Raw genomic sequence first — 16,488 nt, 5'->3', positions numbered from 1 at the left:
TGATCTCCTTCTCGTCGAAGATCAGCAGACTGCAAATCGTAGCTTATGTCAGTGTCCGAATTTCAGGGGGTAGCTCAGAGCGAGCTCACGTTCGATGCTCTCGCAAGACAGATGGCCGTAGGTCCGGCTCACCGTGTCTGTGTTCGCGTGGCCGAGTTGACGCGCGACGATGGCAAGCGGCGCGCCAGCCTGCACAAGCTGACTGGCATAAGTGTGCCGCAATCCGTGGAACACGAATTCATGCGGCAGCCCGGCCTTCTCGACAGCTGCTTTGAAGAGATGTTTGTGACGGGTTTTCCAGATCTGGCCTGCGCCAGTGCGAAAGACGATGTCATCGTCTGCTTTCCCGGCGCATTTGGCCAAGAAAAATCGCATCCCTTCCTCGGGGAGATACACATAGCGTGGTCGCCAGCCTTTGGGAGAGGAGACGTAAATGCCAAAGATGTCTTTTCCGACATCGCACACGCGAAGCGCTGAAAGCTCGGACACGCGACAGCCCGTATAAAGCGCTGCACGCACCAAGTCCGCGAGATCCGGGCGGCATGCGGCGATCAGCTCGCGACACTGTGCGCGGGTAAGGAAGATCTGGCGAGGCACTTCCAAATTCGGGACGCGGTGGATGCAGCGCCAAGACCGTTCCGAGTCAGTATGCCCGTTCTCCCAGGCCATCCGAGCCGCTATTCGCACTATCCCCAGCAGTGTATTCAGTGTTGCTTTCCTGCGGCGCAACGCATCGGGGTCGAGGCTCTCAATCTTTACCCTTGCCTTGAGCGCCTGTTTCCCGCGCTTGGGTGGCGTCTCAAGGACGGCACGACAGAAATTGGTGATGGTCTTTCCGGTGAGGTCATCGAGCAGAACTGATCCGAGGCGCGGTAGAATATGGAAGTTGATCAGTGCGACAAGCGTCTCAAAGGTCGTCTTCGTGGCAGCAATGCGCTTCCATTCCACATAGTCGATCAGGGCGTCGCCCACAGTAAAGCCAGTGTCACTCTTCGAATATCGCAGATGCTGTGTGGTTCCCACCGGATAGCTCGCAGAGGCGATGCCCCGCAATTCCTGCTCGGCGAACCAAGCGCGCGCGAGCGAGATCGCCGCTTCGTAGGAAAGGCCCTGAGAGTTTTCCGAATCTGCGGGTCCGAGCCGCTGCTGCTTATAGCGGCCATCCTTCTTGCGGATCCGAGCGACCCAGTGAAGGGGCTTAGCTGGTTTCTTCTCGAGCCCAATGTGACGGCAATACTCGAGAATGTTCCAATAAGGATGCGCTCTTTCAGGAAGAGCTTTGATCGTCTTTTGGGTGTCGAGCTTCGGCGCGTGATCCATCGGATGCTTCCTCTTGGCCAAGGTTGAGGAAGTATCTTCGTGCCCTGTCCGTTAAGCCATATCGCTCGACATAGTCGAGTAAAACGGCTTCCGCCGTGTCAGGTTGGGTCGGGTCTTTCATTGCATTCTCCTATCAACTGCACGAGTGGGCAGGCTAACAATTTGAGAGTAAATGAGCCGTTAACACAACGAAGACACTGTTGCGGCTACTCGTGTGAAAGCCAGGAGTGAGGCCGCCAGGCGCGATGAGCCCGAGCGTGCCGACAGGTTCCCCAGTTATGTAGCTAGTGAGCCTGATATCCGCTCGGGTCATCTGCGAGACGTGGAGGGTCAGGCACGCTTCTGCCCCTCGCGTCAGCCGCCCGTTTGGTTGCCTTTCCGAAGATCTCCGATCCGCCGCTCGATCGCATCGAGCCGCAGGAGAACCTCGTCGCGGTAGGCGTCGGTGCGTGTGGTCTCCTCTTCGGAATGGGCATCCTGCATCGAATTTACGATGAGGCCCACCAGAAGGTTCACCACTGCGAAGGTCGTGACCATGATGAAAGGCACGAAGAAGGCCCAAGCCAGAGGGTGGGTTTCCATCACCGGGCGCACAATCCCCATCGACCAGCTCTCGAGCGTCATGATCTGAAACAGTGAATAGGCTGATTGTCCGAGCGAGCCGAACCACTGCGGGAAACTCGCGCCGAACAACTTTGTCGCCATCACGCTCGCGATATAGAAGATGATGCCCATCAAGAGGAAGACGCTGCCCATGCCCGGCAGGGCGTTGATGAGCCCCTCGACCACGCGCCGCAGGCGCGGCGCGACCGAAATGATGCGCAAGAGCCTCAGCACTCGAAGCGCCCGCAGCACGCTGAAGACCTGCGCGCCGGGCAGAAGCGACACGCCGACAATGGTGAAATCGAAGAGGTTCCAGCCAGACCGGAAGAAGCCCAATCTCTGCACCACGAGCTTAAGTCCAATCTCGATCACGAAAACCGAAAGGCAAAGCATGTCGAGGAGCCGGATCAGATCGCCAGCCAAGGCCATCGCGCGTTCCGAAGTCTCCAGTCCAAGAAGCAATGCGTTGAAAAGGATCACGGCCGTGATCGTGTTCCTGAAAGTTGATGTGTCGAGCGCCATCGCGATCCGGTCGCGCAAAGTCATACAGTCCCCCTCTTATCGGCGGGAGGGATATGGTTCTCGGACGGGGTTTGCGCAACCTCACCTTTCAGGATTGAGCACTTCGACGCAGTCGCCGCGCGCGATGTCGGCTTCAAGAGGGCACCAGACGCGTATGACGACAGACTTCAGTATATCGAGGCGCTCGGCTTGCAGGTGATCAGCGCCACTGGAGTGGCCCGGCTTGAGTGTTAGTTCATGACCGGCCTCAGGTCCGCCGCTCGGCTTTGGGATCACGCTCCCGACCACCGCGACAAGCAGTGTGCTCGGTCCGGTGGTTGCAGGCCGGGTGGTCCACGGTGTCGGGTCGGTGGCGATGTTCTGGAGGACTGCCGGTCAGGGCGTGCCTTCGCCGGGGTCTAAAGTGGCCAAACGATCAGCAGCAGCGGCAAGCTTACGGCAACGACGATCACCTCGAGCGGCAGTCCAAGCTTCCAGTAGTCGCCGAAGCGAAAGCCGCCTGACCCGAGGATGAGAGTGTTGTTCTGATGGCCGATCGGCGTGAGGAAAGCACAAGATGCCCCGATCGCCACCGCCATCAGGAAGCTGTCGGGGTTCACGTCGAGTGAAGCGGCGATGCCCAAGGCAACTGGCGACAGCACCGCTGCCGTGGCCGCATTGTTCATCAAATCCGAGAGAAACATCGTGGTGACCAGAATTGCCGCCAGAGCCGCGATGGCGTTCCCGCGCGCGATCGTCTCGACCAGAAAACGCGCCAGAACATCTGCCGCGCCAGTGGTCTGCATCGCGCCGGCCACAGGGATAAGCGATCCCAGCAGGACGATGACTGGCCAGTCGATGGCTTTGTAGACCTGCCCGGGCGGCACGGTTCGCAGGAGCATCGAGCCCAGAACCCCCAACGTAAAGGCCACGGATGCCGGCAGCAGGCCGAAGGTGGCAATTCCGATAGAGCCAAGCAAGAGGGCGCTGGCGATGATTGCCATTCGCGCATTTGGAAGATGCAATTCGCGCTCTCCCAAAGGCGCGCAGCCGGTCTCATTCATGAAATCGGCCATGATCTCGGCGGGCCCCTGCAACATCAGCAGATCGCCAGGTTTCAGCTTCAGTGTGCGCAGCCGCGTCCGCGGGGGACGCCCTTCGCGTGAGACAGCCAGAAGATTGAGCCCGTAGCGCGTCCGCAGCCGCAGGTCTGTCGCGGACTGCCCGACGATCGTGGAGCCCGGCAGCACCGCAAATTCGCGCAATACGATATCCTCGTCGCGGTCCGAAGGCTTCGTCGCTGCATCGGTGTCCTCGGCGGACTTGTTGCTCTCGGCTTCGTCGTTTTCAGTCTGCGGTGTTGTCTCTCCGGCTTTCCTTTCCGCTCGCGCCGATCCGCTCTCCTCCTCTTCAAGCGTGATGCCGAAGGCCGACAACACTTCGGCCAGCTCTTGAGCCTCGGCCTCCAGGATCAGAACGTCGTCCGCCTGTATGCGCCGTCCACCATGTGGCGCGGTCATCCGCACGTCGTTGCGGACCAGCCCAATGATCTGCGCGCCGCTTTTTTCAATCCCGCGTTCGAACTTGCGCAGGGTCAGTCCCACGGCCTTACTTTTATCCGGCACCCGAACCTCGGTCAGATAGCTGCCAGTGTCGAAACCTGCCTTGCTCATCGGTTTGCGCGCAGGCACGATGCGCCATCCCAGAAGCGCGATGAAAGCCACGCCGACGAAGGCGACCGCCACACCTACGGGGGCATAATCGAACATACCGAACTGCCCCAATCCGGCTTCGGCGCGAAAACCCGAGACGATCAGGTTAGGCGGTGTGCCGACCAGCGTGGTCATGCCGCCGAGGATCGTGCCAAAGGCCAGGGGCATCAGCATCTGCCCAGGTGTCAGGTCCAGCCGCCCGGCGAGCCGGATCGCGATCGGCATGAGAAGCGCCAGCGCTCCGACGTTGTTCATGAAGCCAGAAAGAACAGCCGAAAGAGCCACAAGCGCCGTCATGCTGGTCAGACGGTTCGCCTCGGATGGTAGGACTGCCCGCGCCAGCCAGTCCACCGCCCCGGTATTTTGTAAACCCTGACTTAGTAGGAGCACGCAGGCCACGGTAATCACGGCGGGATGACCAAACCCCGCAAACGCCGCATCCGCCGGAACCAATCCGGTCAAGACGCAGGCCATCAGCGAGGCCAAGGCAACCAGGTCGTGGCGAAACCTCCCCCACAAGAACAACGAAAGGGTTCCGCCGAGAATCGCGAACAAGGTGATTTGTGGCGCTGTCATCACGGCCTCCTTGCCTCAAAATTAGCGAAGAAGGCGTCCATGATACACGGGGCTATTCATTCATACCTCAGAGCGCTGTCCAGACACCTCCTGCCTGCGAGGATCGCAAGGCCGCCGAGATGAAGCGCATCCCGGCTAGGCCATCCGCCACACCCGGCAGCAGCCCGAGCGGCTTGGGCTCGCCGCGCTCATGGGCCAGGATCGCGTCAGCTGTCGCGCTATAGAGGTTGCCGAAGGCCTCGAGGAACCCCTCCGGGTGGCCGGCCGGAACACGGCCCATCTCGGCAACCTCGGGCGTGAGGCCCGGTCCGCCCCGAGACAGGAGATATGGGGGCTCTCCGAAGGGGGACACGCGTAGACTATCGGGCGCGGTTTGCAGCCATTCGAGCCCCGCCGACTCGCCGTAAATGCGCAGTTTCAGCCCATTCTCATTGCCCGGGGAGACCTGGCTGGCCCAGAGCATACCCTTCGCCCCGCTCGCATAACGGATCAACATCTGCACGTCGTCATCGACCGCGCGCCCTGGCACGAAACTGGTGAGTTCGGCGCAGATCTCGCGCGGCTCGAGCCCCGAGACAAAGCTCGCGAGGTTCATTGCGTGGGTGCCGATATCTCCAAGCGACCCCGCTGCACCGGCCCGCGTGGGATCGGTCCGCCAGACGGCCTGTTTCGCGCCATCCGTTCCCACCGGCTCGGTGAGCCAATCCTGCGGATACTCGACCTGAACGACCCGGATGCGCCCGAGCTGTCCGGCTCCCACCATTGCGCGGGCCTGTCGCACCATCGCGTAGCCTGTGTAATTATGCGTAAGCACGAAGAGCGCGTTTGAGGCGCGCACCTCTTCCGCCAACGCTTCCGCCTCTTCGAGTGTGCGTGTCATCGGCTTGTCGCAGATCACGTGAATGCCCGCGCGCAGGAAGGCGGTCGCGACAGGCGCATGCATATGATTGGGGGTCACGATCGACACAACCTCGATCCCATCGGGCCGGGCCGCTTCTTCTCGCGCCATCACCTCGAAATCCGCGTAGCTGCGCGTGGGGTCCAACCCCAGTGCTGCCGCAGAGCGATGGGCGCGCGCAGGCTCAGAAGCAAGCGCACCCGCGACCAGATCAAACCGGTCGTCGAGCCGCGCCGCGATGCGATGAACGCCGCCGATGAAGGCGCCCTCGCCGCCGCCGACCATGCCGAGGCGCAGTTTGCGATGTCCGTTCGTGTCGTTCACGTCGTGCCCTCCAGCCCGAGAATACGCCGATTGGCACCTTCGTCGGTGCCCGCGCCTGCGAAATCGTCGAAAGCGTGATCGGTCACGCGGATGATGTGGCGGGCGATGAACTCCGCCCCCTCGCGCGCACCGTCCTCAGGATGTTTGAGCGCGCATTCCCATTCAAGCACGGCCCAGCCGTCGAAGTCATGCGCCGCCATCTGCGAGAAGATCCGCCCGAAATCCACCTGTCCGTCGCCGAGCGACCGGAACCGCCCCGCGCGGTCCACCCAGGACTGGTAGCCACCATAGACGCCCTGGCGCCCCGAGGGCACGAATTCCGCATCCTTGACGTGGAAGGCCCGGATACGGTCGCGGTAGATCTCGAGATGCTCGAGATAATCGAGCTGCTGCAGAACGAAATGCGAGGGATCGTAGAGTAGGTTGGCGCGGGTGTGATTGTCCACCCGGGCGAGGAACATCTCATAGCTGACCCCGTCATGCAGGTCTTCGCCGGGATGCAGCTCGAAACAGGCATCGACGCCGCTCTCCTCGCAGGCGTCGAGCAGCGGGCGCCAGCGCGCGGCCAGCTCGTCGAAGGCGCTCTCGATCAGCCCCGGCGGGCGTTGCGGGAAGGGGTAGAGGAAGGGCCAAGCCAGCGCGCCCGAGAAGGTCGGCATCGCCGAGAGCCCCATCCGGCGCGAGGCACGCGCGGCAAGCCGAACCTGCTCGCAGGCCCATGCCTGCCGCGCCGCGGGCTTGCCGTGCAGCTCGGGTGGGGCGAAGCCGTCGAGCAGCTCGTCATAGACCGGGTGTGCAGCTACGAGCTGGCCCTGCAGATGCGTCGAAAGCTCCGTCACCTCCATTCCGTGGGCGGCGACTGTTCCGGTGATCTCATCGCAGTAATCCTGCGAGCTGGCGGCGCGCTCGAGATCGATCAGGCGGCGGTCCCATGTCGGGATCTGCACGCCCTTGTAGCCGAGCCCGGCCGCCCAGCCGCAGATCGCGTCGAGACTGTTGAAGGGCGCATCATCGCCCACGAATTGCGCGAGAAAGAGGGCAGGCCCCTTGATCGTCTTCATCTGGGAATACTCCTGTCGGGTCCTTTCAGGCCAAGCGCGAGGGGCCGTCCCCTGCGCTTGGCCGGGTTCAGTCTGGTTTGCGCAAGAGCGCCCGCGCGCCCTCTGGGTCGAGCGCCGGGGCGCGGGTGCAGGTCGTGGTCATCTCCACGAAGCCACCTTCCTCGCCCGAGCGCAGGATCGCCGTCATGATCTCGATCCCGTGCAGCGCGCGGTCGATGGAACACCGCGCCTCGCGGCCCTCGATCACAGAGAGCGCCATATCGGCAAGGCCCGCCGCGCGGTAGTTGGCGACCATGCCATGCGGGTGCTCCTGGTTGGGCTTGCCGAACGGGTGGGCCCAGGGCTCCACGGGCGCGATCTTCCCGTCGCGCCCCGCGATCTCCACCGGGCCGCCGAAGAAGTTCGGATCCGGCAGAAAGAGCGAGCCCTCGGTCCCGTAGATCTCCATCGGGCCGTGACGGTGCGCCCAGACATCCCAGCTCGTGGACAGGGTGACGGTGGCCCCTTGCGCAAATTCGAGCAACGCATGGATGTTGGTGGGCGTCTCGACATCGATCGTCTCGCCATTGCGCGGCTCAGACGTAATCCTGCGCGTGGGCGTCGCAGTGGAGGTCAGTGCCGCCACCCGTTTCACCGGGCCGATCAGGTTGATAAGGTTCGCAAGGTAATAGGGCCCGAGATCGAGCATCGGACCGCCGCCCGGCTTGAAGAAGAAATCCGGGTTCGGGTGCCAATGCTCCATGCCGTGGCTCATCACATGGGCCGTGCCCGCCGTGATCGTGCCGAGGCTACCCTCGTCGATCAGCGCGCGTGCCTGCTGATGCGCGCCGCCAAGGAAGGTGTCGGGCGAACTGCCCACCGAGAGCCCCTTGGCCTGCGCAAGCTCGCGCAGCGCCTTTCCGTCTTCGGCCGAGAGAACGAAGGGCTTTTCGCTGTAGACATGCTTGCCTGCCTCAAGCGCCGCTTTCGCGACCTCGAAATGCGCCGCAGGGACGGTGAGGTTGATGATGACATCAATCGCAGGGTTCGCGAGGAGGGCCTCCACGCTTTGCGCCTCGACGCCGTATTCCTCCGCGCGTGCCTTGGCGGCTGCCGTGTTCAGGTCAGCGCAGGCGATGAGTTTGATGCCGCGAAAGAGCGGCGCGAAACCGAGATAGGTGGTCGAGATATTGCCGCAGCCGATGATGCCGATACCGAGTTCAGTGCTCATGCCACGCTCCCTTTGGAGAGCTTGCGCGCGTTGTCGATCGAGCTGCGGGCGAAGCGCGCGTCGTCGGACGGGTTGTCATGCTCCATTACGAAATGGGCGGCCTTGCTGTCGCGGAGCAGGGCCTCGAGCAGCTGGGCCCAGTCCATGATGCCGGTGCCCACGTCGGCCCAGCCGTCCTCCTCGGCTTTCTCGCCTTCGGGGGCGATATCCTTCACATGCGCTGCCGTAATCCGGTTGCCATGCCGCGCGATCCAGTCGAGCGGGTCGGCCCCTCCGCGCGTGATCCAGGCGATATCGGCCTCCCAGTCGAGGTCGCCCGCAGCGAGGATATGCTCCATCGGCAGCGTGCCGTCGGCGAGCGGCTTGAACTCGAAGTCGTGGTTGTGCCAGCCGAAGCCGAACCCGGCGGCGCGGATCGGGGCACCAGCGCGGGCGAGCCGAATGCCGAGCTCCTGCCAGCCCTTCGTATCGGTGGGCCGGTCATCGGGCATCAGGAAGGGCACGTAGAGCGCCTCCATCCCCAGCGCGCGCGCGATTGCAATTGCACGGTCCGGGTCGGTCTCCACGACATCGAGGCTGAAATGTCCCGTCGGCATCTTCAGCCCGGCCGCGTCGAGCTGGGCGCGGAACGCATCTAGGTCAGACGTTCCGAGTTTTTCATAGAGCCCGCCGAACCCCTCGACGCTTGCATAGCCTGCCTGTGCCAGCATCCCGAGCGTCTGGTCGAGTGGACCCGCATTGCGCGAACTGTAAAGCTGGTAACTGAAATCGGTCATGTTTCTCTCCTCCTAGGAAAAATCAGGTGCGCACCTAGAGGCGCTTTTCGCTTTGCGTGTCGAAGATCGACGCGCGCGTAATGTCGAAGGCGATGGGGACACGGTCACCGGGGCGGTAGCGTTTGCCGGAGGCGCAGCGCACCGAGAGCTTGGCCTCGCCATAGGTCAGCCAGACGAGGCTGTCCGCGCCCATCGGCTCTTCCAGTTCTACGACGGCCTCGACCTCTCCCGGTTGGCCTGCCGCATCCCGGTCGAACAGCACGTGTTCCGGGCGCACGCCAAGGATCACGTCGCGATTAACCGGCAGGGGGCCGTTGCCGTCATAGCCCGCGAGACCCGTGGCAAAGCCTTGCCCTTCGAAGATCGGGCCGTCTTGTCCGGCGACCAGACGCCCATCGAAGAAGTTCATGGCTGGTGACCCGATGAAGCCCGCAACGAACATGTTGCATGGTCGGTTGTAGGTCGTGAGAGGCTCGTCGAGCTGCTGGATCTCGCCGCCATGCATCACCGCGATCCGGTCAGCCAGCGTGAGCGCCTCGATCTGATCGTGGGTGACGTAGATCATCGTCGAGCGTAGCCGCTGGTGGAGCCGCTTGATCTCCACGCGAAGGTCGACGCGCAGCTTGGCGTCGAGGTTGGAAAGCGGCTCGTCGAACAGGAAGACATCCGCGTCGCGCACCAGCGCCCGACCGATCGCGACCCGCTGGCGCTGCCCGCCCGACAGGTTCGAGGGGCGACGCTTCAAAAGAGGCTCGATCTGCAGGATCTCGGCTGCGCGGGAGACGCGCTCCGCGATGTCCTTCTTGGAATGCCGCGCGACGCGCAGCCCGAAGCTTAGATTCCTCTCCACCGACATCTGCGGATAGAGCGCGTAGGATTGGAACACCATGCCGATCCCGCGATCCTTGGGTTCGTCCCATGTGACGTTCTTGCCCGAAATCCAGACCTCGCCGTCGGAGATGTCGATCAGGCCTGCGATCGCGTTGAGAAGGGTGGACTTGCCACAGCCAGAGGGCCCCAGCAGCACGAGGAATTCCCCCGGCGTGATGTCCAGTTGCAGATTGTCGATGACGTCCAGCGCGCCGTAGCTGATGCGCAGGTCGCGGACACTTACGGAAGGTTCCATTGCATTATCCTTTCACGGCGCCGGCGGCGATGCCGCGGACGAACCAGCGGCCCGAGACGAAGTAGACGATCAGCGGCACCAGCGCCGTCAGGATCGTCGCGGCCATGTTGACGTTGTAGGCCTTGGTGCCGGTGGTTGTGTTGACGATGTTGTTGAGCTCGACGGTCATCGGCAGGTGATCGCGCCCGGCGAAGATCAGGCCGAAGAGGAAGTCGTTCCAGATGCCTGTGACCTGCAGGATCGCGGCGACGACGAGGATCGGACCGGACATCGGGATCATCAGTTGGAAGAAGATCGTCCAGAAGCCGCCCCCGTCGATCCGCGCAGCCTTAAACAGGTCCACGGGCACGGCGACGTAGTAATTGCGAAACAGCAGCGTCATTACCGGCAGGCCGAAGATCACATGCACGGTGATGATGCCCGGCAGCGTGTTGTAGAGCGACACTTTCGAGAGCATCCGCACCAACGGGTAAAGGTAGACCTGGTAAGGAATGAACGCACCCAGCAGCAGCACCGCAAAGATCAGGTTGCCCCCGCGCGGGCGCCAGAATGACAGCGCGTAGCCGTTGATCGCGCCCAGCAGGATCGAGAGCGTCGCAGCCGGGATCATGATCTCGAAGGAGTTCAGCACACCCACCCGGATGCCCTCGCAGTTCACGCCCGTGCAGGCATGGGCCCAGGCCGTGGACCAGGGCTTGAGGGTGAAGTCCGTGGGCAGGCCGAAGATATTACCCTGCTGGATCTCGGGCATCGTTTTGAACGATGTCACGATCATCACGTAGAAGGGCAGCAGGAAGAACGCGGCTGCGAGCACGAGAAAGGCATAGATGCCGATCCGGCTGGCGGTGAGCCGCCGGGGCTTGCGCCCGCGCGGTTGGGTCTCAGCGGTCATGACGCCCTCCGGTCCTGGCGGAAATACTGGTTGTAGAGCCACGGCCCCAGCACCACGAGCACGGCCACGAACATCACTGAGGCGGCCGCGGTCGCGAGCGCGATGTTCTGTCGGTTGAAGAGGTAATCGATGACGAATTTGGCGGGCACCTCCGTCGAGATGCCGGGACCGCCTCCGGTCATCGCGACCACGATGTCGTAGACTTTGACCACCGCGATCGCGAGCAGCACCACCGCGGTGACGAACATGCTCGAGAGCATCGGGATCACAATCGAGAGGTAGACGCGCCACGGCGGGATGCCGTCGACACGGGCGGCCTTCCAGATGTCTTCATCCACGCCACGCAAACCGGCCAGCAGGATCGCCATCACAAGACCCGCCGATTGCCACATGCCGGCAAATCCTACGAGATAGATCGCCCGGTCACCGCGTGACAGCCAGTCGAAGGTGAAGCCGTTCCAGCCCCAGTTCTGAACCGCCTGCTGGATGCCCAGCGTCGGGTTCAGAATCCAGGCCCAGACGAGGCCTGTGACGATGAAGGACATCGCGTAGGGGTAGAGGAAGATCGTGCGGAAAATCCCTTCCCCCTTGATCCTCTGATCGAGGAACACCGCCATCAGGAAGCCTAGCACGAGACAGCCGATGACGAAGATCAGGCCGAAGATCGCGAGGTTCTCGACTGAGATCGTCCAGCGGGAAGATTGGAATAGCCGGTCATATTGCTTGAATCCGACGAAGTCGTATTTGGGCAGGATGCCGGAACTGGTGAAGGAGATGCGGATCGTCCAGAGGATCGTGCCGATATAGGCGAAGATGACGATGATCCATGTCGGGACGAGCGCAACTTGTGCGCTCAGGCGGCGCAGTCGAAGCGGCTTCATGTCGTGATGTCCTGTCTCGTGACGGTCTCGGGAGAGGGCGCGCGCCCGGGGAGGCTGGGCGCGCCGGGGCCGCGACCCCAAGGGACGGATCGCGGCCCCGTCCGCTTAGCCGCCGATGATCTGGGCGAAGCGGTTCACGAAGTTCTCGGGCGTCTGGCTCTTGTCGGTGAAGAACGAAGCCACGAGATCGGTTATGGAGCCGCTCATGTCGGGCGAGATCAGGATGTCCGAACTGGGCACGTAGTCGCCCTTCTTGAGCAGCGCGAGCCCTTGCTGCGCGCATTGGTCCATATCCTGACTCGGCACGTCCTTGAGCACGGGCACCGCGCCTTTCTTCTCATTGAAGGCCAGCTGCACCTTGGGTTCGAGCAGCACCTTGGCAAGCAGGTCCTGTGCCTTGATCTCGGCCTTGTCGTTCAGCTTGGGGAAGACGAAGACATCGCCGCCGACCCAGTAGGTATTGTGCCCCAGTGCCGGAATGCAGCCTACGTCCTTGCCGGGCACTTTGTTCTGGAGTTCCATCTCGCCCTTGGCCCAGTCGCCCATGAAGTTGAAGCCGGCCTTGTCGTTGATCACCAGCGCGGTCGCCTGATTCCACTGCCGACCCTGCATCCCGCTATCCACGTAGTCACGCAGTTTGCCGAACGTCTGAGCGACCTTGAGGAACTCCGGGGATTTCACCGCCGCGACGTCGCGATCCTTGAGCACCTTCATGTAAAGGTCCTTGCCACCCTCGCCGATCATGACGTTGAAGAACGTCAGGGCTTGCGTCCAGGCGCTGCCCGCCTGCGCGAGCGGGATCACGCCCTGCTTCTTGAGCGCGTCGAGATCGGTGAACAGGTCGTCCCAGGTCTTGGGTGGCTCGACGCCCGCTTTCTTCAGCAGTTCGGGCGAATACCAGAGCCAGATGTTGGAGTGGATATCGACCGGCACGGCATACATGTGCCCATCTTGGCTCACCGCGTTCAGCAGCACCGGGTTGATCTTGTCCTTCCAGCCATATTCCTTCGCCAGCGGATCTAGGTTGCGTAACAGCCCGTTCGAGACCAGCTCGTCGAACTGCTTGCCGGTGTTGAACTGCATGGCGGCAGGCGGATTGCCCCCGATGATGCGGTTGATCCCGTCGGCGCGCGCGGAATCGCCGCCGCCCCCGGCAACCGCGGCATCGACCCATTTGCCGCCCTGCGCGTCGAACGCCTTCTCGAATTCCTTGACCGCGGCATGTTCGCCGCCCGAGGTCCACCAGTGGATCACCTCTGCCTTTTCGGCCGCCTGCGCCTGTGCTGCGGCGAGACCGAGTGCCAGAGATGCGGCGATGCCGAGGGCGTGCCGTCCTTTATGAGCTTGCATGAATTCCTCCCAGAATTGATCGCGACTCCTCAATCGCGCGTCTCGACGTCATCCGGGATCTAACCCGTGTGCAATCGATTACATTTCACGCTAATCGCGCATGTAATCGATTGCAATCATGAAATTTCCGAGTAAATACAGGAGGTGTAGCGCTCTGCCACTGGTGAAGGCGGACCGGCAAGGCCTATAGAAAATGAAATGAAAGGGACGAATGTGAGCGGTGAGTCGGGTGAGGGCGGAATGGCGGGGGCAGGGGCGAGTGGTCCGCGCCACACGATGGCCGACGTGGCGCGCCGCGCCGGTGTCTCGACCGCGACGGTGTCGCGTGCGCTCACCCGTCCCGACCAAGTCAGCCCCAAGACCCGCGAGCTGGTGCATGAGATCGCCGAGGAGCTCGGTTTCCGTCCCAACCTGATCGGACGCCAACTGCGCGCCCAGGCGGCCAATTCGCTGTTGATCCTCGTGCAGGACCTTGAAAACCCGTTCTACGCCGAGCTGATCAAGGGCGCGGAATATGTCGCGCGTGAGCGTCAGTTTTCGGTGGTGGTGGGCGGAACGGATGGGCTCGAAGACGTCGAACGTCTCTACGCCGAGCAATATCTGGGGCGGCGCGTGGACGGCCTGATCCTGCTGACCGGCCATCTGCCCGCGGGCCTCTCGCGCAAAATGGCCGAGCAAGGTCCGGTCGTGCTGGTGTCAGAAGACAATCCCGAACTCGCGCTCTGCGCGGTGCTGGTAGACAATGTCGGCTGGGCCGCGCAGGCGGTGGCCCATCTTCATGCGCTGGGACATCGCCGGATCGCGCATCTGTGCGGCCCGATGGCGCGGATCATCAGCCGCGAACGACGCGAGGGGTATCGGCGCGCCCTCTCGCAGGCAGGACTGCCAGCGGATCCCGCCCTCGAAGCGCCGGGGGATTTCAGCTTCGAGACCGGACGGCGCGCAACCCGCGCCCTGCTTGCCTTGCCGGATCCGCCAACCGCAATCTTCTGCGCCAATGACGAATCCGCCCTGGGTGCGATTCGTGCCGCACAGCAAGCCGGTCTGGACGTGCCGCGCGACCTCTCCGTCATCGGCTTCGATGACACGATGCTGGCCGAGATCTCCGACCCGCCGCTCACTACAATTCGCCAGCCGCGGCAGCAAATGGGAGCGGTCGCGGCCGAGATGGTGATCGACATGCTCGAAAACGGGCCGGGGCAGTGCGCCCGTCGGATCCTCGACTGCGAACTTGTCGAGCGCAGCACTGTTGCCGCCCCGGCCGCGAAAAGCTGAGGCGCGATCCGAGTGTCTTCAAAGCACAGCGATGTCGCTGTCGAATATCTTCAGGCCCAGGCACCATCGCTTGAATGGCCCCGTGTATCGTAGACGTCTTCTTCGCTAATTTTGAGGCAAGGAGGCCGTGCGTTAATCGGTTGGCGCGGGGTCCGTGGATCTAAGTCATTGAAGTCAAATGATTTATTGTCTCTGCGGCCGGTGGCTTTGCTGTGGGCGCAACAAATGTATTAAATTCAAACGCTTGCAAAAATTCGGGCCCTTGAGCCCCAAGATCGAAGAAGTGGACCTATCGAAGAAGAACCCGAATGGCTGGCTCCTCCGGCAGACACCCTATACTCCCGGCAGGATGGAAAGCCTGGCGGAATCTGCCGGGGCGGCTGCAAAACCTCTTGTCTGCGCGCCCGACGATCCGGTGCTCACGATGCTCCGGGTGACCTGGCTTGATGCGCAACCGATTACCTATGCGCGGCAAGCCTTCTCGCCGTCTCATCGGATGCGCCTGGAGCTGTGAAGGGGGCGGATCAAACGTTAACTTGTCTTCAATTGCGACTGGGTGAACCGCCGGTGGCTGGTCAGATTCACGAGATGAATCCCTCACAGGATTTGTTCAGCAGAGCCCCACCAATCGGCCCCCCCCCGCTTCGAACGGGCAAGTTTCCGGTGATCAGATCGGGTCTATTCCGCGCTTGCCGATGTTGTGGCGCGGCCTGAGCTCGCAGTGCGGCTATCCAAGTGACCGCGAGCTCGAGGGGTGGCCTCGGTCCGACTTAGCAAGACTTCTCCGCTGTGCCTTCTCGAGGGAGGGCACAGCGGTTTTCGTTTTCGGGGAGCGTCGCTTGTGGCGTTCAGGCGTCTTCGGTCTCGTGCTGCCAGGGATGGTCGGCGAGGCGCACCACCTCGCCGGTCTCGATCGAGCGCTGCACCGCTTGGCCGATAGCGACGGCAGCCCAGCCATCTTCCAGCGTGACCTCAGGCGCGCTGCGCTCCCCGCGCACGAGGGCGATGAAGCCTACATGCTGGTGATAGGTGGACCCGTTGTGATCGCCCGCGGCGAGCAGTTCCTTGGGCACCGGCAGCTCGCGCTCCACCGGGCCTTTCGGATCGCGCGGCGAGATCACCAGTTTCGGCACCGGCGGCGCGCCCAGATGTGCGGGCCAGAACCGGGTCGGGCCGGGCACCAGCGCCTCGATCTTGCCATTGGGTCCGACGGCGGTGACCTCCTCCTGATAGCGCGCGCCCTCGGCATACATGCACAGCTCCAGCATCGCCCGCGCGCCGCTCTCGAATTCGACGATGGCGAAGCCCGCATCGAGGATATCAGGCGCGTCGGCCTCGGTGACGTGGTTCACCGGCGCAGGAGCGGAGGCCATGACGCGCACCGGCTCGGATTTCAGGGCGAGCCGCATCAGATCGAAGAAATGGCAGCATTTCTCGACGAAGGTGCCGCCCGTGTAGCGGTTGAAGCGGTTCCAGTTGCCGACCTTGAACAGGAATGGGAAGCGGTGTTCGCGGACCGTGAGCATGGTGATCCCGCCCGTCGCTGCCTCGGCCTCGTCGAGGAAGGCGGCGATCGGCGGCATGTAGCGATATTCCATCGCGACCCAAACCGGAGCGGGGTAGCTGTCGCGGAAGGCTTGCAGCCGCTCCGCATGGGTCGGATCGGTAAAAAGCGGCTTTTCCACGAGCACCGGCAGCGGGCGGGTCGATGCGATCTCTTCGAGCTGTTCGAGATGGCGGAAATTCGGGCTGGTGATGACTAGGCAGTCGAGCGCCTCCACCGCCAGAAGCTCCGCCACCGACCCCGCCATCTTCGCCCCGGGGGCGAGCGTCTGCGCGGCCTGCGCCATCTCCGCGTCGGGTTCGAAGATCGCCGCGACCTCCGCCCCGTCCAGCAGCGCAATATTGCGCAGGTGTTCCTGTCCCATCATGCCGCAGCCGATCATGCCGTAGCGAACGGGTCCCGTCTTGGTGACGCTCATC

At 62.9% G+C, this 16,488-nt stretch carries 14 protein-coding genes; 2 read left to right on the top strand and 12 right to left on the bottom strand.

Translation table 11 applies throughout. The features are described 5' to 3' along the window. Positions 1 to 48 precede the first annotated feature (48 nt). From BMI89_RS02800 to BMI89_RS02750, 11 genes are all read right to left on the bottom strand, one after another. Positions 49 to 1,320, bottom strand: coding sequence for a site-specific integrase (locus BMI89_RS02800; protein ID WP_078569750.1), 1,272 nt, complete (start codon positions 1,318 to 1,320; stop codon positions 49 to 51). A gap of 354 nt (positions 1,321 to 1,674) precedes the next feature. After that, positions 1,675 to 2,469 carry an ion transporter gene (locus BMI89_RS02795; RefSeq protein WP_108722444.1) on the bottom strand — a complete coding sequence of 265 codons (795 nt, stop codon included), beginning with the start codon at positions 2,467 to 2,469 and terminating at the stop codon, positions 1,675 to 1,677. Positions 2,470 to 2,843: 374 nt separating this feature from the next. Next, positions 2,844 to 4,712 carry an SLC13 family permease gene (locus tag BMI89_RS02790; protein ID WP_078569749.1) on the bottom strand — a complete coding sequence of 623 codons (1,869 nt, stop codon included), beginning with the start codon at positions 4,710 to 4,712 and terminating at the stop codon, positions 2,844 to 2,846. Positions 4,713 to 4,779: 67 nt separating this feature from the next. Beyond that, positions 4,780 to 5,895, bottom strand: coding sequence for a Gfo/Idh/MocA family oxidoreductase (locus tag BMI89_RS02785; RefSeq protein ID WP_078569770.1), 1,116 nt, complete (start codon positions 5,893 to 5,895; stop codon positions 4,780 to 4,782). 35 nt (positions 5,896 to 5,930) lie between these two features. Further along, entirely contained in the window at positions 5,931 to 6,995 is a 1,065-nt protein-coding gene (locus BMI89_RS02780) for a sugar phosphate isomerase/epimerase family protein (RefSeq protein WP_078569748.1), read from the bottom strand. Positions 6,996 to 7,062: 67 nt separating this feature from the next. After that, on the bottom strand, positions 7,063 to 8,205 hold the full coding sequence (locus BMI89_RS02775) for a Gfo/Idh/MocA family oxidoreductase (protein WP_078569747.1): 1,143 nt from the start codon (positions 8,203 to 8,205) through the stop codon (positions 7,063 to 7,065). Further along, on the bottom strand, positions 8,202 to 8,981 hold the full coding sequence (locus tag BMI89_RS02770; RefSeq protein ID WP_078569746.1) for a sugar phosphate isomerase/epimerase: 780 nt from the start codon (positions 8,979 to 8,981) through the stop codon (positions 8,202 to 8,204). Before BMI89_RS02770 ends, BMI89_RS02775 begins: the two co-directional genes overlap by 4 nt. Positions 8,982 to 9,015: 34 nt before the next feature. Next, the gene (locus BMI89_RS02765; RefSeq protein WP_078569745.1) at positions 9,016 to 10,107 is read right to left on the bottom strand and encodes an ABC transporter ATP-binding protein; all 1,092 of its coding nucleotides are present in this window, start codon (positions 10,105 to 10,107) and stop codon (positions 9,016 to 9,018) included. Positions 10,108 to 10,111: 4 nt separating this feature from the next. Continuing rightward, the gene (locus BMI89_RS02760) at positions 10,112 to 10,999 is read right to left on the bottom strand and encodes a carbohydrate ABC transporter permease (RefSeq protein WP_078569744.1); all 888 of its coding nucleotides are present in this window, start codon (positions 10,997 to 10,999) and stop codon (positions 10,112 to 10,114) included. Beyond that, on the bottom strand, positions 10,996 to 11,880 hold the full coding sequence (locus BMI89_RS02755) for a sugar ABC transporter permease (RefSeq protein ID WP_078569743.1): 885 nt from the start codon (positions 11,878 to 11,880) through the stop codon (positions 10,996 to 10,998). The genes BMI89_RS02760 and BMI89_RS02755 overlap by 4 nt, the downstream gene beginning before the upstream one ends. Before the next feature lie 105 nt (positions 11,881 to 11,985). Continuing rightward, a complete protein-coding gene (locus BMI89_RS02750; RefSeq protein WP_078569742.1) occupies positions 11,986 to 13,230 on the bottom strand; it encodes an ABC transporter substrate-binding protein in 1,245 nt (414 codons plus the stop codon). A 198-nt stretch (positions 13,231 to 13,428) separates the two neighbouring features. Here BMI89_RS02750 and BMI89_RS02745 point away from each other — a divergent pair, with 198 nt between their 5' ends. Next, entirely contained in the window at positions 13,429 to 14,505 is a 1,077-nt protein-coding gene (locus BMI89_RS02745) for a LacI family DNA-binding transcriptional regulator (RefSeq protein ID WP_078569741.1), read from the top strand. 262 nt (positions 14,506 to 14,767) lie between these two features. Continuing rightward, a complete protein-coding gene (locus BMI89_RS02740; RefSeq protein ID WP_143593796.1) occupies positions 14,768 to 15,019 on the top strand; it encodes a UTRA domain-containing protein in 252 nt (83 codons plus the stop codon). Positions 15,020 to 15,353: 334 nt separating this feature from the next. Here BMI89_RS02740 and BMI89_RS02735 read toward each other — a convergent pair whose 3' ends face one another. After that, positions 15,354 to 16,487, bottom strand: a complete 1,134-nt coding sequence (locus BMI89_RS02735; RefSeq protein WP_078569739.1) for a Gfo/Idh/MocA family oxidoreductase — start codon at positions 16,485 to 16,487, stop codon at positions 15,354 to 15,356. Position 16,488: the final 1 nt, after the last annotated feature.

Source organism: Thioclava sp. F36-7 (assembly GCF_002020075.1).
Classification (GTDB): domain Bacteria; phylum Pseudomonadota; class Alphaproteobacteria; order Rhodobacterales; family Rhodobacteraceae; genus Thioclava; species Thioclava sediminum.
The sequence above is the reverse complement of the archived record's forward strand: the minus strand, read 5'-3'. Positions and strand labels throughout refer to the sequence as shown.